This window comes from Corynebacterium sp. UD i78 (genome assembly GCF_056280545.1).
In genome coordinates this window covers 854,502-878,967 of sequence record NZ_JBWCED010000001.1, presented here as the reverse complement: position 1 = coordinate 878,967, position 24,466 = coordinate 854,502, and the positions used below count along the sequence as shown (strand labels likewise).

General features: G+C 64.7%; 19 protein-coding genes and 3 rRNA genes. All 22 read right to left on the bottom strand.

Features of this window, described 5'->3' with window-relative positions:
• Positions 1 to 4: 4 nt before the first annotated feature.
• Positions 5 to 928 (bottom strand): NAD kinase, encoded by a 924-nt coding sequence (locus ACZ9GM_RS04150; RefSeq protein ID WP_291475979.1) that lies wholly within the window; start codon positions 926 to 928, stop codon positions 5 to 7.
• Entirely contained in the window at positions 925 to 1,761 is an 837-nt protein-coding gene (locus ACZ9GM_RS04145) for a TlyA family RNA methyltransferase (protein ID WP_291475981.1), read from the bottom strand. The genes ACZ9GM_RS04150 and ACZ9GM_RS04145 overlap by 4 nt, the downstream gene beginning before the upstream one ends.
• On the bottom strand, positions 1,761 to 1,937 hold the full coding sequence (locus ACZ9GM_RS04140) for a hypothetical protein (protein WP_291475982.1): 177 nt from the start codon (positions 1,935 to 1,937) through the stop codon (positions 1,761 to 1,763). The genes ACZ9GM_RS04145 and ACZ9GM_RS04140 overlap by 1 nt, the downstream gene beginning before the upstream one ends.
• A complete protein-coding gene (locus ACZ9GM_RS04135; RefSeq protein ID WP_291475983.1) occupies positions 1,934 to 2,950 on the bottom strand; it encodes an HAD-IIA family hydrolase in 1,017 nt (338 codons plus the stop codon). The genes ACZ9GM_RS04140 and ACZ9GM_RS04135 overlap by 4 nt, the downstream gene beginning before the upstream one ends.
• Positions 2,951 to 2,957: 7 nt before the next feature.
• Complete coding sequence (locus tag ACZ9GM_RS04130; protein WP_291475984.1) at positions 2,958 to 4,106, bottom strand: hypothetical protein; 1,149 nt, start codon at positions 4,104 to 4,106, stop codon at positions 2,958 to 2,960.
• Positions 4,107 to 4,323: 217 nt separating this feature from the next.
• Positions 4,324 to 4,440: ribosomal RNA gene (rrf, locus tag ACZ9GM_RS04125) — 5S ribosomal RNA — on the bottom strand.
• A 116-nt stretch (positions 4,441 to 4,556) separates the two neighbouring features.
• Positions 4,557 to 7,653, bottom strand: a 23S ribosomal RNA gene (locus ACZ9GM_RS04120).
• A gap of 362 nt (positions 7,654 to 8,015) precedes the next feature.
• Positions 8,016 to 9,531: ribosomal RNA gene (locus tag ACZ9GM_RS04115) — 16S ribosomal RNA — on the bottom strand.
• Together the 16S, 23S and 5S rRNA genes form the textbook arrangement of a ribosomal RNA operon.
• A 353-nt stretch (positions 9,532 to 9,884) precedes the next feature.
• Complete coding sequence (galK, locus tag ACZ9GM_RS04110; protein ID WP_476037329.1) at positions 9,885 to 11,225, bottom strand: galactokinase; 1,341 nt, start codon at positions 11,223 to 11,225, stop codon at positions 9,885 to 9,887.
• On the bottom strand, positions 11,222 to 12,397 hold the full coding sequence (gene galT / locus ACZ9GM_RS04105) for a galactose-1-phosphate uridylyltransferase (protein WP_291473988.1): 1,176 nt from the start codon (positions 12,395 to 12,397) through the stop codon (positions 11,222 to 11,224). Before galT ends, galK begins: the two co-directional genes overlap by 4 nt.
• On the bottom strand, positions 12,394 to 12,696 hold the full coding sequence (locus ACZ9GM_RS04100; RefSeq protein ID WP_291473989.1) for a hypothetical protein: 303 nt from the start codon (positions 12,694 to 12,696) through the stop codon (positions 12,394 to 12,396). Before ACZ9GM_RS04100 ends, galT begins: the two co-directional genes overlap by 4 nt.
• Before the next feature lie 28 nt (positions 12,697 to 12,724).
• On the bottom strand, positions 12,725 to 14,386 hold the full coding sequence (locus ACZ9GM_RS04095) for a sodium:solute symporter family protein (protein WP_291473990.1): 1,662 nt from the start codon (positions 14,384 to 14,386) through the stop codon (positions 12,725 to 12,727).
• Positions 14,387 to 14,450: 64 nt separating this feature from the next.
• A complete protein-coding gene (locus ACZ9GM_RS04090) occupies positions 14,451 to 15,392 on the bottom strand; it encodes an aldose epimerase family protein (protein ID WP_476037328.1) in 942 nt (313 codons plus the stop codon).
• A 76-nt stretch (positions 15,393 to 15,468) separates the two neighbouring features.
• On the bottom strand, positions 15,469 to 16,728 hold the full coding sequence (gene tyrS / locus ACZ9GM_RS04085; RefSeq protein ID WP_476037327.1) for a tyrosine--tRNA ligase: 1,260 nt from the start codon (positions 16,726 to 16,728) through the stop codon (positions 15,469 to 15,471).
• Between the two features lie 36 nt (positions 16,729 to 16,764).
• Positions 16,765 to 16,932 carry a Trm112 family protein gene (locus ACZ9GM_RS04080; protein ID WP_291473993.1) on the bottom strand — a complete coding sequence of 56 codons (168 nt, stop codon included), beginning with the start codon at positions 16,930 to 16,932 and terminating at the stop codon, positions 16,765 to 16,767.
• A gap of 107 nt (positions 16,933 to 17,039) precedes the next feature.
• Positions 17,040 to 18,482 (bottom strand): argininosuccinate lyase, encoded by a 1,443-nt coding sequence (gene argH, locus ACZ9GM_RS04075; RefSeq protein WP_476037326.1) that lies wholly within the window; start codon positions 18,480 to 18,482, stop codon positions 17,040 to 17,042.
• Positions 18,483 to 18,497: 15 nt separating this feature from the next.
• Positions 18,498 to 19,700: an argininosuccinate synthase gene (locus ACZ9GM_RS04070; protein ID WP_291473995.1), complete on the bottom strand. Its 1,203-nt coding sequence runs from the start codon at positions 19,698 to 19,700 to the stop codon at positions 18,498 to 18,500.
• Positions 19,701 to 19,741: 41 nt separating this feature from the next.
• Entirely contained in the window at positions 19,742 to 20,251 is a 510-nt protein-coding gene (gene argR / locus ACZ9GM_RS04065; RefSeq protein ID WP_291473996.1) for an arginine repressor, read from the bottom strand.
• Positions 20,227 to 21,135, bottom strand: coding sequence for an ornithine carbamoyltransferase (argF, locus tag ACZ9GM_RS04060; protein WP_476037325.1), 909 nt, complete (start codon positions 21,133 to 21,135; stop codon positions 20,227 to 20,229). The genes argR and argF overlap by 25 nt, the downstream gene beginning before the upstream one ends.
• Positions 21,132 to 22,313, bottom strand: a complete 1,182-nt coding sequence (locus ACZ9GM_RS04055; RefSeq protein ID WP_476037324.1) for an acetylornithine transaminase — start codon at positions 22,311 to 22,313, stop codon at positions 21,132 to 21,134. Before ACZ9GM_RS04055 ends, argF begins: the two co-directional genes overlap by 4 nt.
• On the bottom strand, positions 22,306 to 23,169 hold the full coding sequence (argB, locus tag ACZ9GM_RS04050; RefSeq protein ID WP_291474005.1) for an acetylglutamate kinase: 864 nt from the start codon (positions 23,167 to 23,169) through the stop codon (positions 22,306 to 22,308). The genes ACZ9GM_RS04055 and argB overlap by 8 nt, the downstream gene beginning before the upstream one ends.
• Positions 23,170 to 23,257: 88 nt before the next feature.
• The gene (gene argJ, locus ACZ9GM_RS04045; protein WP_476037323.1) at positions 23,258 to 24,436 is read right to left on the bottom strand and encodes a bifunctional glutamate N-acetyltransferase/amino-acid acetyltransferase ArgJ; all 1,179 of its coding nucleotides are present in this window, start codon (positions 24,434 to 24,436) and stop codon (positions 23,258 to 23,260) included.
• Positions 24,437 to 24,466 lie beyond the last annotated feature (30 nt).

Here is a 24,466-nt window from a genome sequence, read left to right as displayed (position 1 = left end):
ATCGTCAGCGTCGCGGGCCACGCCACCCGGTGACCGGCAGGCGGAACTTCTTGACCATACGGTCGGCGAACGGCTCGGAGTCCAGGCGCACCCACCGGACGTCCTGCGGGCCACGCCGCACCTCGACCCGGGAGCCGGGCGGCATGTGGATCTGGCGGAACCCGTCCATCACGGCGGTCGCCGGTGACGTCATCGGGTTACTCTCCACGGCGACGGTCGAGTCCGGGGACACGACCAGCGGGCGGGAGAACAGCGCGTGGGCGTTGGAGGGCACGACGAGGATGGACTCCAGCTCCGGCCAGAGGACCGGTCCGCCGGCGGAGAAGGCGTACGCGGTGGACCCGGTCGGGGTGGACACGAGCACACCGTCGCAGCCGAAGGAGCTCACCGGACGCTGGTCGACCTCGAGGATCGCATCCAGCACGCCCTGACGGTTCAGGTTCTCCACGGAGCACTCGTTGAGCGCCCAGCCGGTGCCGAGGACGCGGCCCTGCGCATCACGCACCGTGATCGACAGCGTCATGCGGTTCTCGATGCGGTAGTCGCCGGCGATGACCCGGTCGAGCGCAGCCTGCAGGTCCTCACCCTCCCATTCGGCGAGGAAGCCGATGTGACCCATGTTGACACCGAGGACGGGCACATCCTGGGCGTGGGCGATGTCGGCGGCACGCAGGAAGGTACCGTCACCGCCGAGTACGAGGACGAGGTCCGCGCCGAGTGCGGCGTCCGGGGTGTGCCCGTAGCGGGGGAAGCGCCCGAGGATCTCGTGGCGGGCGACCGGGGCGGGGTCACCGGTGGACATGACGCGGACGGTCAGGCCACCGTCGGAGAGCTGCTGGGCGGCAGCGGCTGCGGAGCTGAGCTTGTCATCTCCGCCGGTGTGCGCCACCAGCAGTACTTCCCGGGGGGCGGGGGTCTCGTCGGTCACTGGGGTCCCTCCTTGACGGCAGAATCGACCATTGCCTGCAGCTGTTCATCATCCGGGGCCGTCACGCCACCGTCTTTGATCAACCACAGAAAGTATTCCACGTTTCCGCTCGGACCGGGCAACGGGGAGGCGGTCACGGCCTTCGTCGACATACCGTGACGCAGTGCTTCACGGGCCACACCGAGAGTCACCTCGGCACGCAGCTCCGGCGAGCGGACGACGCCGCCGTGGCCCAGCCGGTCCTTGCCCACCTGGAACTGCGGCTTGACCATCGGCAGCAGACTGCCACCGTCGCGGACACAGGCAGCCAGTGCCGGCAGCACGAGCTCGATGGAGATGAACGACAGGTCACCGACCATGGCGTCCGCCTGTCCGTCCAGCTGGTCGGGAGTGAGGGTGCGGACGTTGGTGCGGTCGAGCACGGTGACGCGCGGATCGTTCTGCAGCCGCCAGATGAGCTGGCCGTAGCCGACGTCGACGGCGAGGACCTCGGAGACCCCACGGTCCAGGCAGACATCGGTGAAACCGCCGGTGGACGCCCCGGCGTCGAGCACCCGTGTACCTGCCAGGTCGAGGCCCTGCGGTTCGAAGGCCGCGAGAGCGCCGAGAAGCTTGTGTGCACCGCGGGACGCCCACCGGTCGTCGCCACTCTCTGTGACACGGATGGACACCTCGCCGTCGACACCTGTGGCGGGCTTCTTCGCCTCCATACCGTTGACGCTGACCCGGCCGTCGAGGATCATCTCACGGGCGTGCTCGCGTGAGCGGGCGATCTTACGCTTGACGAGCTCAGCGTCGAGACGACGTAGCTGCGTTCCCTTGGACTTGGCCATCAGTGTGTCTCCGCATCCTTCCGGTGCCCGTCCAGCGCATCGGCGATCACCCGGTGGGCACGCTCCAGCAGTTCCGCCTCCTCGGCGCCTTCTGCCTCGGAGGACAGCAGGGCGTCCACCTCTGCGACGAGGGCGTCGGCGTCGAACCGGTCGGGGCCGGGCAGCGGGGCACTCACCGCCACGCCTCCAGGGCGGCGACAGCAGCCGTGTCACCGGGGGCGGCGACGACGGTGAGGTCCTGTCCCCTGTCGTCGGCGGCCCACACCAGCGGCGCGGAGACAGCCAGCGCCTCTGCAGCCATGATCTCGGGAGCGCCGGTGATACCGGACTCCACGACGACCGTGTCGCCGTCCTGCCGTGCGCTCCAGCCCTCGAGGTGGTCCCGCAGGTTCGCGGCGATCCAGGTCGGACGCCAGGTGGTGTGCAGGATCTCGCGGTGCCCGGACACTCCGGTGAGGACGCAGAGGGTGTCCATGCCGGCGGCGATACCGCCGGCGATGTCGGTGTCCAGCCGGTCACCGACGGCCAGCGGACGCTCGGCCCCGAGCTGGCGGGCAGCGACCTCGAACATCGCGGGGCCGGGCTTGCCCGCGCTGTGCGGAGTCACGCCGGTGGCACTGACGACAGCGGCGACAAGTGATCCGTTGCCGATGAGCAGTCCCCGCTCACTCGGCAGGGTGGTGTCCAGGTTGGACGCCACGTACACCGCTCCGCCCCGCACGGCGAGTGCCGCCTCTGAGAGCATCGACCAGTTGTTCTCCGGGCTGTGCCCGTGCAGGACGACGTCGGGGTGTTCATCTGCGGAATCCACGACCCGGAAGCCTGCGTACGTGGCGAGATCCCGGAAGGACGCCGCACCGACCACATAGGCGGTCGGGCGGGTGCCGCCGCCTGCCGGGGCACTGTCCTCCAGCATGGACGCTGCCAGGGTGCAGGCGGCCTGGGCCGAGGTCAGTACGTCAGCAGGTTCCACCTCGAACCCGATGGATGTGAGGTGCTCAGCGACCTGCTGCGGCGAACGGGAGGCATTGTTGGTGACGTACACCGATGCGCGTCCGGCAAGGCCGGCACGGGCCCCGTCGACAGGTACTCCACCGCGGAAGACGGTGCCGTCGAGGTCGACGAGAAGCGCGTCATAGCGGTCGAGGATCTGGTGGGGCGTGGCGGCGAGGGAGGACAGCGACGTCATCGGCGGGTCACTCGCTGAGTTCGGCGAGCCGGTCGTCTGCGTCAAGGACGCCGTGGACGTCGAGCTTCGAGGCCCTGGTGAACCAGGTACGGGCCTCATCGGTACGTCCGGCTTTCGCGAGAGCATCGGCGTAGGCGTAGGTGACACGCAGCGCAGTGACCTCGGGGAGATCGTTGGCAGCGGTCTCCGGCTCGAGGGCGAGGAGAGCCTCGTCCATCTGCTTCAGATCGTGGTGTGCGCCGGCGATGACGATCGCCAGTTCCGCACGCTGCTCCGGATCCAGTTCAGCGACTTCCTCGGATCTCCCGAGCTCAATGGCCTTGTCCGGGTGGTTCAGGCCACGCTCGCAGTCAGCCATGACAGCGAGGAGTCCGGGTCCACCGGCCATACGGCGGGCAGCGCGGAGCTCGGTCAGAGCTTCCTTCCACTCACCGGCATGGTAGGCGGCGATACCGAGGGTCTCGCGGGTGATGGAGACGCGTCCTCCGCGCTCCTTGGCTGCCCGGGCGTGGGCGAGTGCCTTGGCACTGTCCTCGTCCATGAGGGACGCGGCCATGATCAGGTGGCCGGCGACCTTGTCGGCGTTGTCCTTGGACAGGCTGCGGAGCTCCTGGCGGATGGCCGGATCCAGCTCCTTGGGGCTGATGTCGGCGGGTATCTCCGGCTCGTTGAACCGGTCGTTCACACGGTTCTCACGGTAGCCGGAGCGCTGCGGTCCATTGTGGTGGTCACGGCGACGCCCGTCGGGGCGGATGCCGGTGTCGTTCCGGTTGCTACCCCGGCTTCCTCCGCGCCGGTCGTTGTTGCCGCGGTAACCGCCACGACGGTCATCACGGCGACCGTCACGGCGGTCACTGCCACCACGGTAACCACCACGGTGGTCGTCGTCACGTCGATCATCCCGACGCTCACTGTTCCCGCGGTAACCACCACGGCGGTCGTCACGACGCTCGTTGTTGCCCCGGTAACCGCCACGACGGTCCTCCCGACGGTCATTGCTACCGCGGTATCCACCGCGACGATCATCGCCACGGGATTCGTTACGGCCGCGGTAACCGCCCCGGTCCCCCTGCGGGCGACGGTCGCTGCCGCGCTGCTGTCGGCCGCGGTCACGACCGTTGTTGTACGATCCGCTCGTGCCGGAAGACTCGCTCATCAGATACCTTTCTGGAATCAGCTCAACTGTCCCGATTCTAGAGGTCACTGGTGTCCTCGACAACCAGCGTCCGGGCCCACCGGGGAGGGGCTCAGACCGTGCGCTCCCGTTGCTGACATGGTGAAGAGACAGCACAGGCTACACACGCGGAAAAGCGGGGAGGGAGGCACACCAGCCTGGTATGCCTCCCTCCCCGCTTCATCAATTTCAAGTTAGATGCCGGCGGCGTCCTACTCTCCCACACCCTCCCAGGTGCAGTACCATCGGCGCAGGCAGGCTTAGCTTCCGGGTTCGGAAAGGGACCGGGCGTGACCCCACCGCTAAAACCACCGACAAAACACACGAAACAACACACACCCAACCACCACAGTGGCCAGTATGCCGTGCCATTCCAGACACTGCACAGTGGACGCAACATACGCTTCAATCAACACAATCAAGCACAACGCTCTTAATGCAGCGCTCGGCCAATTAGTACCGGTCACCTCCAACACTCACATGCTGTCCAGATCCGGCCTATCAACCCCGTAATCTACAGGGAACCTCAAACGAAACCTCATCTCGAAACAGGCTTCCCGCTTAGATGCTTTCAGCGGTTATCCCTCCCATACGTAGCCAACCAGCCATGCCACGGGCGTGACAACTGGCCCACCAGAGGTATGTCCAACCCGGTCCTCTCGTACTAGGGTCAGCCTTTCTCAAGTTTCAACGCGCACGGCGGATAGAGACCGAACTGTCTCACGACGTTCTAAACCCAGCTCGCGTGCCGCTTTAATGGGCGAACAGCCCAACCCTTGGGACCAACTCCAGCCCCAGGATGCGACGAGCCGACATCGAGGTGCCAAACCATCCCGTCGATATGGACTCTTGGGGAAGATCAGCCTGTTATCCCCGGGGTACCTTTTATCCGTTGAGCGACACCGCTTCCACAAGCCGGTGCCGGATCACTAGTCCCTACTTTCGTACCTGCTCGACCTGTCAGTCTCACAGTCAAGCTCCCTTGTGCACTTACACTCAACACCTGATTACCAACCAGGCTGAGGGAACCTTTGGGCGCCTCCGTTACTCTTTGGGAGGCAACCGCCCCAGTTAAACTACCCACCAGGCACTGTCCCTAACCCAGATCATGGGCCGAGGTTCAGATATCCAATACGATCAGAGTGGTATTTCAACAACGACTCCACAACCACTGGCGTGGCCGCTTCACAGTCTCCCACCTATCCTACACAAACCGAACCGAACACCAATACCAAGCTATAGTGAAGGTCCCGGGGTCTTTTCGTCCTGCCGCGCGTAACGAGCATCTTTACTCGTACTGCAATTTCGCCGGGCCTGTGGTTGAGACAGCAGGGAAGTCGTTACGCCATTCGTGCAGGTCGGAACTTACCCGACAAGGAATTTCGCTACCTTAGGATGGTTATAGTTACCACCGCCGTTTACTGGGGCTTAAATTCTCCGCTTCGGACAAAAGTCCTAACAGGTCCTCTTAACCTTCCAGCACCGGGCAGGCGTCAGTCCGTATACATCGACTTACCGTCTTCGCACGGACCTGTGTTTTTAGTAAACAGTCGCTTCCCTCTATTCTCTGCGACCCACACCAGCTCAAGAGTGCAAGACCCTATCACCAGCACGGGCCCCCCTTCTCCCGAAGTTACGGGGGCATTTTGCCGAGTTCCTTAACCACAGTTCACCCGATCGCCTTAGTATTCTCTACCTGACCACCTGTGTCGGTTTGGGGTACGGGCCGAATGTGCACTCGCTAGAGGCTTTTCTCGACAGCATAGGATCACCGACATCCCCGCAAACGGGTACGCATCACGCCTCACCTTTCACGTCGCCCGGATTTACCTGGACAACAGGCCACACGCTTACACCACAATCCACTAAGTGGCTCGGCTACCTTCCTGCGTCACCCCATCACTTGACTACTACCAGCTCAGGTCCCACGCATCCATCAACCACCACAGCCAAAGACCATGGCAGAAAACTTCAGGGCGGTTAGTATCACCGATTCATCATGATCGCACACACACGGGTACGGGAATATCAACCCGTTATCCATCGACTACGCCTGTCGGCCTCGCCTTAGGCCCCGACTCACCCTGGGAAGATTAACTTGACCCAGGAACCCTTGGTCATCCGGCGGATGAGGTTCTCACTCATCATTCGCTACTCATGCCTGCATTCTCACTCGCATAGCCTCCAGCACTGGGTCACCCCGCACCTTCAACGGCCACACGACGCTCCCCTACCAACCCACACACTGGCCAAACCAGAATGCGAGCTCCGCGGCTTCGGCGGTGTACTTGAGCCCCACTACATTGTCGGCGCAGGACCACTCGACCAGTGAGCTATTACGCACTCTTTCAAGGATGGCTGCTTCTAAGCCAACCTCCTGGCTGTCTTCGCGATCCCACATCCTTTTCCACTTAGTACACCCTTAGGGGCCTTAGCCGGCGATCTGGGCTGTTTCCCTCTCGACTACGAAGCTTATCCCCCGCAGTCTCACTGCCGCGCTCTCACTTACCGGCATTCGGAGTTTGGCTGATGTCGCTAAGATGATAGTCCCGCTAAACCAACCAGTAGCTCTACCTCCGGCAAGAAACACACGACGCTGCACCTAAATGCATTTCGGGGAGAACCAGCTATCACGGAGTTTGATTGGCCTTTCACCCCTACCCACAACTCATCCCCTCAGTTTTCAACCTAAGTGGGTTCGCGCCTCCACGACGTCTTACCGTCGCTTCACACTGGCCATGGGTAGATCACCCCGCTTCGGGTCCAGGACACGCCACTCAACACACTAGTTAGTATTCGCTTTCGCTACGACTACCCCACACGGGTTAACCTCGCGACGTGCCGCTGACTCGCAGGCTCATTCTTCAAAAGGCACGCCATCACCACCACACACAGTGCAGCACGGCTCTGACGGATTGTAAGCGCACGGTTTCAGGTACTATTTCACTCCCCTCCCGGGGTACTTTTCACCATTCCCTCACGGTACTATCCGCTATCGGTCACAATGAGTATTCAGGCTTACCGGGTGGTCCCGGCAGATTCACAGCGGATTCCACGAGCCCGCTGCTACTCGGGGCACCTCGTAACCCAACCACACATGCTTTCACGTACCGGACTCTCACCGTCTACGGCAGGCCATTCCAAACCACTTCCGCTAGCACACATGACCGGGCGACTGACTGTCAGACCAGTCGAACAAGACCCCACAACCCCGACCATGCAACCCCTGACAGGTATCACACATGACCGGTTTAGCCACTCATCCACTTTCGTTCGCCACTACTCACGGAATCACTATTGTTTTCTCTTCCTACGGGTACTGAGATGTTTCACTTCCCCGCGTAACCTCCACACCAGCTATACATTCACCGGCAGGTGACCGCACATAACCACGGCCGGGTTTCCCCATTCGGACATCCTCGGATCAACGCTCAGTTGACAACTCCCCGAGGCATATCGCAGTCTCCCACGTCCTTCATCGGCTCATCATGCCAAGGCATCCACCGTGCGCCCTTAACGCACAACACTAAGAACGCATCAGATGAACACAAACCTGCAGAAAAACCACAGAATCAGTATTCACACGACACTTACAAAATTGCATCAAAAAAGAAGATACTCGCGTCCACTATACAGTTCTCAAACAACACAGTCACAAAGGACCCGGAGCACCCACAACCAACCACACACAACCATGCACGACCAGCCACAAGCACCCCAACAGAAACAAACAACACACAGCTGCTGTTCCAGACACCCAACAACGCAACGAACCAAGCAGTCACACAATCACAGACAAACGACCCACAAACGGGCTGATCTCCACCCGGATAAACAAAAACACCCGACGCCCGTATTGACGCGGAATGCACAAAAAATAAAGCTCCTTAGAAAGGAGGTGATCCAGCCGCACCTTCCGGTACGGCTACCTTGTTACGACTTCGTCCCAATCGCCGATCCCACCTTCGACAGCTCCCTAACGAGTTTGGGCCACTGGCTTCGGGTGTTACCAACTTTCATGACGTGACGGGCGGTGTGTACAAGGCCCGGGAACGTATTCACCGCAGCGTTGCTGATCTGCGATTACTAGCGACTCCGACTTCATGGAGTCGAGTTGCAGACTCCAATCCGAACTGAGACCGGCTTTAAGGGATTAGCACCACCTCACGGTGTAGCAACCCACTGTACCGACCATTGTAGCATGTGTGAAGCCCTGGACATAAGGGGCATGATGATTTGACGTCATCCCCACCTTCCTCCGAGTTAACCCCGGCAGTCTCTCGCGAGTCCCCACCATAACGTGCTGGCAACACAAGACAAGGGTTGCGCTCGTTGCGGGACTTAACCCAACATCTCACGACACGAGCTGACGACAACCATGCACCACCTGTATACCGACCACAAGGGAAAACGCATCTCTGCGCCGATCCGGCATATGTCAAGCCCAGGTAAGGTTCTTCGCGTTGCATCGAATTAATCCACATGCTCCGCCGCTTGTGCGGGCCCCCGTCAATTCCTTTGAGTTTTAGCCTTGCGGCCGTACTCCCCAGGCGGGGCGCTTAATGCGTTAGCTACGGCACAGAAGTCGTGGAAGACCCCCACACCTAGCGCCCACCGTTTACGGCATGGACTACCAGGGTATCTAATCCTGTTCGCTACCCATGCTTTCGCTCCTCAGCGTCAGTTACTGCCCAGAGACCTGCCTTCGCCATCGGTGTTCCTCCTGATATCTGCGCATTTCACCGCTACACCAGGAATTCCAGTCTCCCCTACAGCACTCAAGTTATGCCCGTATCGCCTGCACGCCCGGAGTTAAGCCCCGGAATTTCACAGACGACGCGACAAACCACCTACGAGCTCTTTACGCCCAGTAATTCCGGACAACGCTCGCACCCTACGTATTACCGCGGCTGCTGGCACGTAGTTAGCCGGTGCTTCTTCTACCACTACCGTCACTTCCGCTTCGTCATGGTTGAAAGGAGTTTACAACCCGAAGGCCTTCATCCCCCACGCGGCGTCGCTGCATCAGGCTTGCGCCCATTGTGCAATATTCCCCACTGCTGCCTCCCGTAGGAGTCTGGGCCGTGTCTCAGTCCCAATGTGGCCGTCCACCCTCTCAGGCCGGCTACCCGTCGACGCCTTGGTAGGCCATTACCCCACCAACAAGCTGATAGGCCGCGAGCTCATCCTGCACCGAAAAACTTTCCACCACCGACACTAAACGATGGTCCTATCCGGTATTAGACCCAGTTTCCCAGGCTTATCCCGAAGTGCAGGGCAGATCACCCACGTGTTACTCACCCGTTCGCCACTCGAGTACCCTGCAAGCAGGGCCTTTCCGTTCGACTTGCATGTGTTAAGCACGCCGCCAGCGTTCGTCCTGAGCCAGGATCAAACTCTCCATAAAAGCAATAAACCCCATAAAGAGCCATCACTGGCAAAAATAAATATACTGAACTGCTGACATCCAAAAAAAATGAATATCCACGCATGCTCCCGATCGGGGGACCGGGAAACCATGCGCCGGTCACAACAACCGACAGAACAGACCTGAGATTCAGTATTTAACACGCAGTCACCCACGTGCCGGCACCAACCCAAGTCACCATCTGCCGACCATGCGACAAAAAACTTGATTCATCACGCTATTGAGTTCTCAAACAACATCCGCACACCACTACCTGCCAGGGCCGGGCCCTGGTTGCTCGCGGCGACTTCACCTAATGTACACACCGCCGTAATACAGAGCAACTGTGCTGGTCAGGTGGCAATTCGGCGAGCTCCGTCTGAGGGGACGGCGGTGAAGAAGGTCGGCTCCGGCAGTCCACGAGACGCAGCAGCGTCGACGACTGCCGTTGCAACGGCCACGGTCTCCCCTGCCGGCACCAGCGCGATGACGCTGCCGCCGAAGCCACCACCGGTCATCCGGGCTCCCAGAGCTCCGGCGGCCAGCGCGGACTCCTGGGCGCTGTCGAGTTCCGGCACCGTGACCTCGAACAGGTCCCGCAGGCTCTCATGACTGCCGTTCATCATCTGCCCCAGCAACGCAGCAGTCTCGGTCGTCAGTCGTCCACTCTCCTTGAGAGACGTCACAGTGACGTCTGCCGTGCGGTGGATCTCGCCGATGATATGCCGGATCCGCCGGTGTGCAGTGGCCGTCCGCTCCTCCAGATCTCCCTCCAGCAGCTCTTCTGCCTCCGGGGATACAGCCCAGGTGTCGACAATTCTCTCGAGCTCACGGCGTCCTTCGGCCCCGGGGTTCTCTGCGAGGAATCCACCGACTGTGCCGTGCCCCGCGACCCGGCCCACCGCATCCACGACACCTCGCCGCGAGGCGTACTGACCGTCAGCCAGGCGGTGCGGGGCATTGGTGTTGATGATCAGCAGCGCCAGGCCGGCACTCTCAAGGTCACAGGGGACGAGGTCCACCGTGTCGTGGAGGAAGTCGACGGCGAGCACCTCTCCGTCAGCACCGTAGAAGGAACTACGCTGGTCCAGACCACCGGTGGAGGCTCCCACCACCTCATTCTCCGCCCGCATGCAGACGGTCACGAGGTGGGCGGTCTCCGCAGCCTCCGGTGCCCGGCCGAGTGACAGTTCACAGGCCGCCAGGGCCACCGAGCACTCCAGGGCCGCCGAGCTGGACAGCCCCGCACCCAGCGGCACATCCGAGACCAGGGCGATGTCGAGACCGTCGCAGTCGGGGATGACTCCGTCCTGCACACCGGCCCACACCGCACCTGCGGCATATCCCGCCCAGCCCTCCGGGGAACCCGGACCGACCTCGGACAGTGCGATGCTGATCTCCTGAGGGGTTTCGGATCCCGGGACAAGCGACACGAGTCGGAGGACGCCGTCGTCACGGCGCCCGACAGCGGCCGCGGTGCACTGCGGCAGAGCGAACGGAAGGGAGACCCCTCCGGCGTAGTCGACATGCTCACCGATGAGGTTCACCCGGCCCGGTGCCACCCACACACCCTCGCAGGACCGGTCTTCGCCGAAGACGGTGTGGAACAGCGTCTGCGCATCGGTGGCGAGAACCCCGGTGTCCCGGGCCTGCCACCAGTCGAGGGAGCTCCCCTCCCCTGTCTGTCCGCTCACTGCGCGTCCTCCCAGACCTCACGGAAACGCCCGGCGATGCGCTCCGGGGTCGTGTCACTGATCCACGCTCCCAGTGCCGACTCCGAACCGGCGAGGAACTTCATCCGGTTCGGTGAGCGCATGAGGGAGAACAACTGCAGGTGGAGGCGTCCTTCGCCACGCAGCCGTTCCTGCTCCCCGGTGAGACGGGACTGGACCGGCGCCTGATTCCAGGCGGCGATGTAGGGGGTACGTTCGACTCCCTCGAAGTAGCGGTCCACGGCCGAATAGAGGTTCTTCAGCAGTGCCGGGAGTTCGTTGAGCTCCTCGTCGGTCAACCCGGTGAAATCACCCACCGCCCGATTCGGCACAACCATTGCCTCCACCGGCCATTTGGCGGCAGCGGGGACGAACACGGTGAAGTGCAGTGTCTCGGTGATGATCCGTTCACCGGAACGACGCTCAGCGTCGAGGAGGTCGTCGAAGAGGTCGCGTCCGGTCGAGGCCCGGTGGGCCACGGCCTGCTCGAGGATCCGCTGCGAGCGCGGTGGAACGAAAGGGTAACTGTAGATCTGCCCGTGCGGGTGCTGCAGCGTCACCCCGATCTCCTCACCACGGTTCTCGAACGGCGCCACCTGGACCACACGATCGATCGCCGAAAGTGTCGCGGTCCGGTGACGCCAGGCCTCGATGACCGTGCGGATGCGGGACAGCGGCAGGTCACGGAAGGACTTCGACGAATCCGGGGTGAAGCAGATGACCTCGCACCGTGCCTTCGCAGGACGCCGCGGGAAGATCTCCTCGCCGTCGACCTGCCAGTCGTATTCTTCCGGGTTCTCCGGCATCGCGATACGCGTGGAGAACGACGGGAACCGGTTCTCGAAGACCACCACGTCGTAGTCGGTGGAGGGGATCTCCGTCGGGAGATGTCCCGGAGTAGCCGGAGCGAGCGGGTTCTCGTTCGCCGGCGGCATGAAGGTCCGGTTGTTGCGGTGGGCGGCGTAGGTGACCCACTCCCCGGTCAGCGGGTCCCGGCGCATCTCGGACTCGGTCACCGAACCCGGCAGGTCCCGGGGATCGGTGAGTTCGCGGGTGACTTCTCCGGACAGGACGTCGGCGGAGTCATCGAAGTAGATGAGCTCGCGTCCGTCCGCAAGGTGGGTCGCCGTGATCTTGAGCGGATGGTCGGTCACCGGTCTTCACCTTCCGGCCCCTCCGGCAGTGCGTCCTCGTCGATGAGGGACTCGTCGACGACGACCGGGTTGAGCCTGGACCAGAAGACGAAGACCGCGGCCACGATCACGAGGACCAGACCGGTCCAGAGGTTGTCGGCCGAGGACTTGTCGGCACCGGTGTCCGGGTTCACGCCCGGATCCAGCACAGCCGAGCAGATCAGCAGGATGATGCCGTAGATGCCGAGCAGGGCGGCGATGATGTTGCGGATGTCGAAGGCACCCGCCTTGTGCACTGTGTTCTGTGTGTTGTCGGACATTGGTTATCTCTCTGTCTCGGTCGACGGCTCAGTGGAAGATCACGTTGAGGGCGATGACCATGACCAGGCAGATCACGCCCAGTGGCACGGTGCGCCGGTACCACGGCATGGTCTTCTCCTCCGGATCCTCCAGCTGCGCCTTCGGGGTCACGGACTTGACGAAGCCGACCAGTTCCTCGTCCGACTTGGGCTCGGTGAAGGAGGTGACGATGACGGAGACCAGGATATCGACGACGAAGGCCAGGCCGGCGGCGACGAAGGCTGTGCCCTGTCCCGGAAGGTCGACCAGCGGGTCGGATCCCAGCGAGAACGCCCAGAAGATGATCGCGGCGGCGGTACCGGCGACCAGGCCGGACCAACCGGCGTGGGGCGTCATCCGCTTCCAGAACATACCGAGGAGGAAGGTGGCGAACAGCGGGGCGTTGAAGAAGCCGAACAACGTCTGCAGGTAGTCCATGATGTTGCCGAAATTGTTGGCGATCAGCGCGGTACCCACGGCGATGACCGTCGCCGCGACCGTCGCCCAGCGACCGACCTTGAGGTAGTAGCCGTCCTCCCGGTCCTTGACCACGTAGGACTGCCACAGGTCGTAGCTGAACACCGTGTTGAACGCGGAGATGTTCGCCGCCATACCGGCCATGAACGCGGCCAGCAGACCGGCGATCGCGACGCCGAGCAGACCGTTGGGCAGCAGGTCGCGCATCAGATAGAGCAGGGCGTCATTCGGCTCGGCATCCCCACCCTCCTGAAGCGCACTGACCAGCACACCGGCGATCATGCCGGGGACGATGACGATGAAGGGGATGAACATCTTCGGGAAGGCACCGATGATCGGAGTCTTCCTGGCAGAGCCGAGAGACTCGGACGCCATGGCACGCTGCACCTCGACGAAGTTCGTGGTCCAGTAACCGAAGGAGAGCACGAAGCCGAGGCCGAAGACGATACCGATGACCGAGAGCACCGGGCTCTCGAAGCCGGAGAGTTCCTGGGCGGGCCAGGCGTGATTCTGGAAGTCGTTGACCTTGTCCTTCAGTCCGCCCCAGCCACCGACCTTGTTCAGGCCGATGATCGTCAGCGGTGCAAGGCCGGCGACGATGACGAAGAACTGGAGCACCTCGGTGTAGATCGCGGCGGAAAGCCCACCGAGGGTGATGTAGCAGAGCACGATCGCGGCAGCGACCAGGAGCGTGACCCACAGTGGCCAGCCGAGCAGGGCGTTGACCACCTTGGCCAGCAGCACGAGGTTCACACCGGCGATGAGCAGCTGGGCGATGGCGAAGGACAGAGCGTTCACCAGGTGTGCGCCGGTGCCGAAACGACGGCGCATGAACTCGGGCACCGACCGGACCTTCGAGCCGTAGTAGAAGGGCATCATGACGATGCCGAGGAAGATCATCGCCGGGATGGCACCGATCCAGAAGTAGTGCATCGTCTGCATGCCGTACTCGACGCCGTTGGCGGACATGCCGATGATCTCGACGGCTCCGAGGTTGGCGGAGACGAAGGCCAGGCCGGTGACCCAGGCCGGCAGTCCGCGGCCGGAAAGGAAGAAGTCGATGGAGCTGGACACCCGTCGCTTCGCAGCCCAGCCGATGCCGAGGACGAAGGCGAAGAAGAGGGCGACCAGCGCGTAATCGACCCAGCTGGCGTCAAGCCGCAGGGAGGATGACGCTGTGTATGCGGTCTCCATGATGTGCGTTGTTCTTTCTGGTCGGGGAATCGGTGAATACGTCAGGCAGGGGTTCGGACGACGGTCAGCCGTCGAGCACCCGGACCGCCCAGCGGCAGGTGAGTACCTCCCCCGGTTCCAGCCACGTCAGGTCGGTGCCGGAGTTCAGTGCATCCGGCGGGGCGGTCATCGGTTCGACGGCGACCGCCCGTCCGCCGGGCTGTCCCGGGTAGGGCATCCCCCATGCCTCGTCCGGGGTGAAGACCTGGAACCACCGGAGTTCCGGGGAAGTCTCCAGGAGGACCCCACGGCCCCCGGTGTCGCGGAGGGTGAAGACCACCGGGCCCGCCCCGGGGACATGCAGGCAGTGGTCGAGGAGGCGTCCGGCCATCGGGGTCTCCGGGTCCGTGAGCGCGGCAGCCTCGCCGGCGTCCGGCGTGTCATCGATCTCCTGCCCGACCGGCAGGTTCCGGTCGTCCAGCGGAAGGACGCGGTGCGCCGGGGCCGCCAGCGTGCACTCGTCGACCGGGGAGCCGAGAGCGCTGGGGTAGAGATGGAATCCGCAGGCGGCGGGAATGCGCTCAGGGGAGTCGTTCCGCAGCAGGAACTCGGCACTCAGTCCGTCCACGGCCACGCGGTAGGTGACCTCCATGTGCAGCGGCCACGGCCAGCCGGGGTGTACCCCCGGATCGATGCTCAGCGTCACGGTGTCGTGGCCGGAGGAGGTGACGGTCCACACGGCATCGTCGACGAAGCCGTGGATCGCGTTGTCGCGGTCCGGTTCCGTGATCTCGAGAGTGTGCCGTCGGCCCGCCACCGTGAACTCACCGTCGCGGGTGCGGTTGGGCCAGGGGGCGAGCACCACATTGGCGGACAACGGTGCAGGGCCGGACTCTCCCGCTCCCCCGTACCCCTGGAGCAGGTCACACCCGTCGACGCTGAGATGCTGCGGTCCCCCGCCCCGGGGCGAGATCACCACCCGACAACCCCCTGAGGTGAGGGTCACAGTCTGGCTCAGTTGCGTCATGGCACACAAGTGTAACCCTCGCCTGACCGGCACAGGAGAACCCGGTCCGGCTAACTGAGGTGATCCTCATTCACCCTCAGTGCTGCACGCGCGCTCCGGCGAAACGCTTCTTGCCCTTGCGCAGGACGAGCCAGGAACCGTGCAGCAGATTCCCGGCGTCCGGCGTCCAGTCGATCTCGGAGATCCGGACGTTGTTGACGTAGGCGCCGCCCTCACTGACAGTGCGGCGGGCCGCGCCCTTGGTCTTCTCCAGTCCGGCACCGACGAGCAGGTCGAGGATCGTCGCATCTGCGGCGACCTCGGCGACCTCGGTCTCAGACAGGGCGGACGCCAGGGTCTGCTCGTCGAGCTCGGACAGCTCCGCCTTGCCGAAGAGTGCCTCGGCGGCTTTCTCGACCTTGGCCACGGCGTCCTCCCCGTGCACCAGGGTGGTCATCTCACGTGCGAGGGTGCGCTGCGCCTCGCGCTTGAACGGACGCTCCTCGACCTCGACGGCCAACCGGTCGAGCTCCTCCTGACCCAGGAAGGTGAACCAGCGCAGGTAGCGGATGACGTCCGCGTCGGCGGCGTTGAGGAAGTACTGGTACCAGCTGTAGGGGCTGGTCATCTCCGGGTCGAGCCAGAGCTTGCCGCCGCCGGTGGACTTGCCGAACTTGCGTCCTTCGGAGTCGGTGACCAACGGCACGGTGAGCCCGTGCACGATCTCGCCGTCGACGCGGCGGTTGAGGTCGACACCGGAGACGATGTTGCCCCACTGATCGGAACCGCCGATCTGCAGGCGGCAGTCGTGGTTGCGGCGCAGCTGCACGTAGTCGTTGGCCTGCAGCAGCATGTAGGAGAACTCGGTGTAGGAGATGCCGTCGGACTCCAGGCGCCGCTTCACCGTGTCACGGGAGAGCATGGTGTTGAGGCTGAAGTTCTTGCCGACGTCACGGAGGAAGTCCACCACGGACATGGAACCGGTCCAGTCCATGTTGTCGGCCATGATCGCGGCGTTCTCGCCCTCGAAGGAGACGAAGGACGCCAGCTGCTTGCGGATCCGCTCCACGTTCCTGGCGGCGGTCTCCTCGGAGATCATGGAGCGCTCGCCGACGTCGCGGGGGTCACCGATCATGCCGGTGGCACCGCCGGCGAGCAGGATCGGGGTGTGGCCGGCACGCTGCAGACGTGCGAGCATCAGCAGCGGGACAAGGTGTCCGGCGTGCAGGGAGGGCCCGGTCGGGTCGAAGCCGACGTAGGCGGTGGTGGGTGTGTCCAGCTCGGTGCGCAGGACATCGATGTCGGTGCTCTGCGCGATAAGGCCGCGCCAGGACAGGTCGTCGAGGATGTTCGACATGGGTGTTGTGGTCCTTCGGGAAAGTCTGGTCAGTTCTCAGGGCAGCGGCCAGGTGACCGCTTCGTCGGCGAGCAGGACGGGGATGCCGTCCTGCACCGGATAGGCGACGGAGAGCCGCGGGTTGACCAGATAGTCCCCGTGCTCCTCCAGCGGCTGCTTGTCCTGCGGGCACACGAGAATCTCAAGAAGGCTCGGATCGATCATGGTCAACAGTGTAACTGCAGCGCATCACGCACACGCCGGAGGGCGCCCGGGTAAGACCCCGGGCGCCCTCGTCGACACCGCGGAACAGGCGAAGGATCAGCTGCGGCTCAGCCGCGGACCGGCTTCTCCGCCCACTCACGGCCGGCACCGGACGCGTCGACCACGCGTCCCAGCTGCTCGGCGACGCGCACACCGGCGGTGCCGCCGCGGGTCGCGCGGGACGCCACCGCACCCTCGACGGTGAGCACCGTGCGGACCTCAGGGGTCAGTTGCGGGTGGACGCCGGCCAGGTCCTCGTCGGTGAGGTCGATGAGACCGACTCCGCGCGACTCGGCGATGCGCACACACTGACCGGAGGCTTCGTGGGCGTCGCGGAAGGGCACCCCCTGGCGCACCATCCACTCGGCGAGGTCGGTCGCCAGTGTGAAGCCGGCCGGAGCCAGTTCCAGCAGACGGTCCGGGTGGAAGGTCAGGGTGGCGACCAGGCCGGTCATCGCCGGCAGCAGGAGGTGTAGCTGGGTGACCGCGTCGAGGATCGGCTCCTTGTCCTCCTGCAGGTCCCGGTCGTAGGCCAGCGGCAGTGCCTTGAGGGTGGCGAGCAGGCCGGTGTGGTCACCGATGAGGCGACCGGTCTTCCCGCGCATGAGCTCGGCGACGTCCGGGTTCTTCTTCTGCGGCATGATCGAGGATCCGGTGGACCACTCGTCGGCCAGGGTGACGTAGCCGAACTCCGGGGTCGACCAGGCGATGATCTCCTCTGCCAGGCGGGAGAGGTCGATGGCGACCTGGGCCAGGACGTAGGAGGTCTCGGCGGCGAAGTCACGGGAGCTCGTCGCGTCGATGGAGTTGTCGGCGGCGGAGTCGAAGCCGAGTTCCGCGGCGATGGCCTCGGGGTCCAGGGCCAGCGAGGAGCCCGCCAGTGCACCGGAGCCGTACGGGGACACGGCCAGGCGCCTGTCCAGGTCCTGGAACCGCTGGACGTCGCGCAGCAGCGGCTGGGCGTGCGCCAGCAGCTGGTGGGCCAGCAGCACCGGCTGGGCGGCCTGGAAGTGGGTCTTGCCGGGCATGATGGTCTCCGGGTGGGACCGGGCCTGGAGTACCAGGGCATCGACGACGTCGAGGACGCCGGCGCTGACCTCACGCACGGCGTCCCGCACCCACATGCGGAACAGGGTGGCGACCTGGTCGTTGCGGGAGCGGCCGGCACGCAGGCGTCCGCCGACGACCGGGCCGACGCGGTCGATGAGACCGCGTTCCATGGCACCGTGGACGTCCTCGTCCGAGGGCTCCGGACCGAAGGCACCCGAGGCGACGTCCTCACCCAGCCGGGTCAGACCGTCGAGCATGGTGGTCAGGTCCTCGTCCGAGAGCAGGCCGGCATTGTGCAGCACCTTGGCGTGGGCCTTGGAGGCGAGCACGTCATAGGGGGCAAGCACCCAGTCGAAGTGGGTGGACTTGCTCAGCGCGGCCATGGCCTCAGTGGGTCCACCGGCGAACCTGCCACCCCACAGGGAGCCCTCGTTCGTCGCGTGCTTCTGGATCTCCGTCATTGTTGCGCCGCTCCCCTAGTTGCTGAAGCGCCGGTCGCGCTTGTTCGCGATCTTGGAGGACAGTCCGTGCAGCTCGACGAAGCCCTTGGACAGGGTCTGGTCGAAGGTGTCGCCGGTGTCGTAGGTGGCGAGGTTGAAGTCGTAGAGGGACTCCTCGGACCGGCGGCCGTTGACCTGGATCGCGCCGTTGTGCAGCACGAGGCGGATGTCACCGGTGACGTGCTCCTGGGTGGACTCGATGAAGGAGTCGAGGGAGCGCTTCAGCGGGGAGAACCACAGGCCGTCGTAGACCTGGTTGGACCACTCGGCCTCGATACCGCGCTTGTAGCGGGCGAGCTCGCGCTCGACGGTGACGTCCTCGAGGGCCTCGTGGGCCTTGATGAGGGTGACGGCACCCGGGGCCTCGTAGATCTCGCGGGACTTGATGCCGATGAGACGGTCCTCGACCATGTCGAGACGGCCGACTCCCTGGGCACCGGCGCGGCGGTTGAGCTCCTCGATCGCCTGGAGGACGGTGACCTCGCGGCCGTCGATGGCGACCGGCCTGCCGGCCCTGAAGGAGATGGTGACCTCGTCGGGGGCCTGGCCGAGGGAGGGATCCTCGGTGTAGGCGTAGATGTCCTTGGTCGGGGCGTTCCACAGGTCCTCCAGGTAGCCGGTCTCGATGGCACGGCCCCAGACGTTCTGGTCGATGGAGAACGGGGAGGACGCCGACTGCTCGATCGGGACGTTGTTCTCCTCGGCGAAGGCGATGGCTTTGTCGCGGGTCCAGGCGTAGTCGCGGGCCGGGGCGATGATCTTCAGGTCCGGGTTGGTGTTCATGAAGCCCACCTCGAAGCGGACCTGGTCGTTGCCCTTACCGGTGCAGCCGTGGGCGACGTGGGTGCCGCCGTGCTCGTCGGCGGCCTCGACGAGGTGCTTGACGATGAGCGGACGCGAGATCGCGGAGACCAACGGGTACTGCTTCATGTACATGCCGTTGGCCTTGATGGTCGGCAGGCAGTAGTTGTCGGCGAACTCGTCCCTGGCGTCGACGATGATCGACTCGACGGCACCGGCACCGAGGGCACGCTGACGCACGGACTCCATGTCTTCGCCGCCCTGGCCGAGGTCGATGGAGACGGCGACGACCTCGCCGCCGGTCATCTGCTTGAGGTAAGGGATGGCGACAGTGGTGTCGAGGCCACCGGAGTACGCGAGTACGACGCGGTCAGTCATGATCTTGGTGATCCTTTCGGGGATGTTGTATCGGGTGAATTCTACAGTTCACGGTCGGCCTGGTCACCAGCGGGCCGTGAGAGTCGGGTGAGTCGTTCCGCCAGGCCACGCCCGTCGGCCGGCTCGCGGGCGAGAACGAACACGGTGTCGTCCCCGGCGATGGTACCGACGACGTCGGGAAGGTCGGAACGGTCGACGACACTGGCGAGGTACTGGGCGGCTCCCGGCGGGGTCCGCAGTACGGCGGTGCTGCCCGACCAGTCCGTGCCGACCAGGAGTTCAGCGAGGACGCGGCGGAGCTTCGCCGGACCGTCGGTGGCGAGATCGTCACCGGCGGCGCCGAGGCTGTAGAAGGCGCGTCCCTCCGAACGCACCTTCCTCGCCCCGAGGTCGACCAGGTCCCGTGACAGGGTCGCCTGGGTGGTCTCCACGCCCTCGGCCTCGAGCCGCTCCAGCAGGTGGCGCTGGCTGGGGATCCGGTGGGTCTCGATGAGCCGGGCGATCAGGTCCTGCCTGGCCGACCGGGTCAGCGGTTGTTGAGGGAGAGCCATTCCAGCAGGGCCTTCTGTGCGTGCAGCCGGTTCTCGGCCTCGTCGAAGACGACGGACTGCGGTCCGTCGATGACGCCGGCGGAGACCTCGAAACCGCGGTAGGCGGGCAGGCAGTGCATGAATATGGCGTCCCTGTCGGCGGTGGCCATCAGAGCCTCGTCAACCTGGAAGGGCTTCAGCGCGGAGGTGTCGCGGTCGGCGTCCATGCCCATCGACACCCAGGTGTCGGTGATGACGACGTCGGCACCGGTGACGTCCGGGGTGCCGGTGACCGTCAGCGTCGCACCGGTCTCATCGGCGCGGGTCTGCGCCCGATCGACGAAACGCTGTTCCGGCTGGAAGCCCTCGGGGGCGGCGATGGTGATGTCCACACCCGCAGTGGCGAAGCCGAGCATGTAGGAATTCGCCATGTTGTTGGCCCCGTCACCGAGGTAGACCGCCTTGAGACCCTTGAGCTCGCCCTTCTTCTCCTTGAGGGTGAGGAGATCTGCGAGGATCTGGCAGGGATGGAAGTCATCGCACAGGGCGTTGATGATCGGCACGGTGGCGGTCTCCGCCATGTCGTGGAGGTTCTGGTGCGCACCGGTACGCCAGACGACGGCGTCGACGAAGCGGGACAGGACCGCACCGGTGTCCTGGTAGGACTCCTTCTTGCCCATCTGGGACTTGCCGGAGTCCACCACGATGGGGTGGCCACCGAGCTGGTAGACACCGACGTCGAAGGAGAACCGGGTGCGGGTGGAAGTCTTGTCGAACAGGATCGCCACCGACTGGTTCTCGAGGCTCTTCCGGATCGGGTTCTTCTTCATATCGAGACCGAGCTCGAGGACCTCGGCCTGCTCGGCGACGGTGAGCGAGTCATCGGCGAGAATGTGACGGGTCATTTCAGCAGCTCCTTGAGGATCGCGACGGCCTCGCGGACGTCGGTGTCGGTGATGGTCAGTGGCGGGACGAGGCGGATGACGTCGTCGGCCGGCTGGTTGAGCAGCAGACCGGCGTCGAGGGCCTCGGCGACGAAGCCGGGGTGGTCGTCCTTCAGCACGATGCCGAGCATGAGGCCGCGACCGCGGACGTGGTCCACGGTGTCCAGTGCCTCGAGTTCGGTGCGCAGGTACTCCCCCTGCGCGTTGACGTTGTCGAGGACGTTGTCGGCGATGATGGTGTCGATGACGGCGTTGCCGGCCGCACAGGACACCGGGTTTCCGCCGAAGGTGGTCCCGTGCTGCCCGGCGGCGAGCAGCTGTCCGGCCGGGGTCGCGGCGACACAGGCACCGATCGGCATGCCACCGCCGAGTCCCTTGGCCAGGGTGATGACGTCCGGCACGACACCGTCGGGAAGATCCGCCTGGTAGCCGAACCACTGTCCGGTCCGGCCCATGCCGGCCTGGACCTCGTCGACGATCATGAGGACGCCGAACTCGTCGCAGAGGGCGCGTACACCGGTGAGGAAACCCTCTGGTGCGGGGACGACGCCGGTCTCTCCCTGGACGGACTCCATGATGACGGCGGCGGTGTCGTCGGGCGCCTGTTCGATGAGGGCGCGCAGGGCGGCCAGGTCCCCGTAGGGGTAGAACTCCACGCCGGCGGGCATCGGCTCGAACGGGGCGCGCTTGCCGGGCTGACCGGTCATCGCCAGCGAGCCCATGGTGCGGCCGTGGAAGCCGTGCTCGGCGGCGAGGATCCGGGACTTCCCGGTCAGCCGCGCGGTCTTGAAGGCCGCCTCGTTGGCCTCGCCACCGGAGTTCGAGAAGAACACGTGCGCATCCGGGGAAATGAGGTTCCGAAGCCTGTTCGCCAGGGTGATGACCTGCGGGTGGGCGAAAATGTTCGAGGTGTGTCCCAGAGTGGCGACCTGTGTGGAGACAGCCTCCACGATCGCCGGGTGGGCGTGGCCGAGGGCGTTGACGGCGATGCCGGCGAGCAGGTCGATGTACTCGCGGCCGTCGGAATCGGTGACCCGGCTTCCCTTACCGGAGACGAGGTTGATCGCCGGGGTGCCGTAGGTCGGCATGACGGCGTTCTCCCATTCGGACTTCCAGTTCTGTGTGGTGCTGTCAGGCATTGGGCGACTCCCAGTCTTCAGGGGCGATCATCGTTCCGATACCGCCGGAGGTCATGAGCTCGAGGATCACGGAGTGTCGCTCGCGTCCGTCGATGACGTGGGCGGCGGAGACCCCGGTCCGCACGGCGGAGAGGCAGGCCTCCATCTTGGGGATCATGCCGGCGTCCAGGTCAGGCAGGATCTTCTCCAGTTCGTCGGGGGCGATCCGGGAGACCAGCGAGTCCTTGTTCGGCCAGTCGGTGTACAGACCCTCCACGTTGGTGAGCACGACCAGGCGCTCGGCACCGAGGGCCGAGGCCAGTGCACCGGCGGCGGTGTCGGCGTTGATGTTGTATACCCTGCCGTCCTCGTCGGGCGCGAAGGGGGCGACGACCGGGATGCGGCCGGCGTCGATGAGGTCCATGAGCACGGTGGCGTCGACCTGGGCGATGTCTCCGACGCGGCCGAGGTCGACCTCCTCACCGTCGATCCAGGTGTTCTTCTTCACGGCGGTGAACAGGCCGGCGTCCTCACCGGAGGTACCGACGGCGAAGGGGCCGTGCTGGTTGATCAGGCCGACGAGTTCGCGTCCGACCTTGCCGAAGAGGACCATGCGGACATACTCCATGGTCTCCGGGGTGGTGTAGCGCAGTCCGCCGATGAACTCTCCCTCGAGGCCGACCTTGTCGAGCATCTCGGTGATCTGCGGGCCGCCGCCGTGGACCACGATGGGGTGGGCGCCGACGGTGCGCAGGAAGGCCATGTCCGCGGCGAAGGCGGCCTTGAGATCCTCGTCGATCATGGCGTTTCCGCCGTACTTCACGACGACGATCTTGCCGCGGTAGTGCAGCAGCCAGGGCAGTGCCTCGGCGAGCACGTTCGCCCGGGTCTGCGGGGAGAGTCCGGAGTCGCCTCGGTAGACGACCTTCTCGCTCGTGGGTTCAGTCACGGGGTGGCTGCCTTTCCTAGGAGCTGTACGCGGAGTTGATGTGGACGTAGTCGTGGGACAGGTCCGTGGTCCAGACGGTCGCGGTGCCCGGCCCACCTGTGCCGAGGTCGACGAGGACGTCGATGTCCTCCCCCGACAGGTCGACGTCGCGGGCGCCGGGGGCACCGGTGGCGTTGACGCACACCGGCTGGCCGTTGAAGCTCACCGAGATCCTGTCGGCGACCATGGTCACCGGCGCCATGCCGACGGCGGCGAGGGTGCGTCCCCAGTTCGGGTCGGAGCCGAACATGGCGCACTTGAACAGGCTGTCGCGGCCGAGGATCCGGGCCGCGACCTTGGCGTCCGCGTCGGTCTCCGTGCCGGTGACGGTGATGGCGACACGCTTGGTGACGCCCTCGGCGTCCGCCTGGAGCTGCTTGGCGAGGTCCATGCACACGGCGTGTACGGCGGTGGAGAGCTCCTCCTCGGACGGGGTGACGCCGGACGCGCCGTTGGCCATGAGAATCACGGTGTCATTGGTGGAGGTCGAGCCGTCGATGTCGATGCAGTCGAAGGAGACCTCGGCCGACGACCTGAGGTACGGCGCCGGATCATCGACGTGGGCGTCGGTGGTGAGCACCACAAGCATGGTGGCCAGCGACGGGGCCATCATGCCCACGCCCTTGGCCATGCCGCCGAGAGACCAGCCCTCGCCGTGGTAGACGGCCTGCTTGGCGACGGTGTCGGTGGTCATGATCGCGGTGGCGGCGGCGAGGCCCGCCTCCGGAGAGGACGCCGCCTCCTGCTGCACCTCATCAGCCACGGTGGCGACACCGGCGAGCACCTTGTCCATCGGGAGGGTGTCGCCGATGAGACCGGTGGAGCACACGGCAACCTCGCCGGCGGGGATCCCGAGGGCGTCACCGACGGCGGCGGCGGTGGCTTCGGCGTCCTTCTCCCCCCGGACGCCGTTGCAGGCGTTGGCGTTGCCGGAGTTGAGGATGACGGCGTGGAAAGTGCCGTCGTTGTTCTCCCGGGTGTACTTGACCGGGGCGGCGAAGACCTGGTTACGGGTGAAAAGGGCGGCGGCGGTGAACTCGGGGCCGTCGTTGACGACGAGGGCGAGGTCGGGGTTGCCGGAGGGCTTGATGCCTGCGGTGGTGGCGGCGGCCCGGAAACCGGCGGCTGCGGTCACACCGGTCGTGTTCTCGGTCATGGGTGTTCTCTTCTCGTGTGTGTTCAGAGC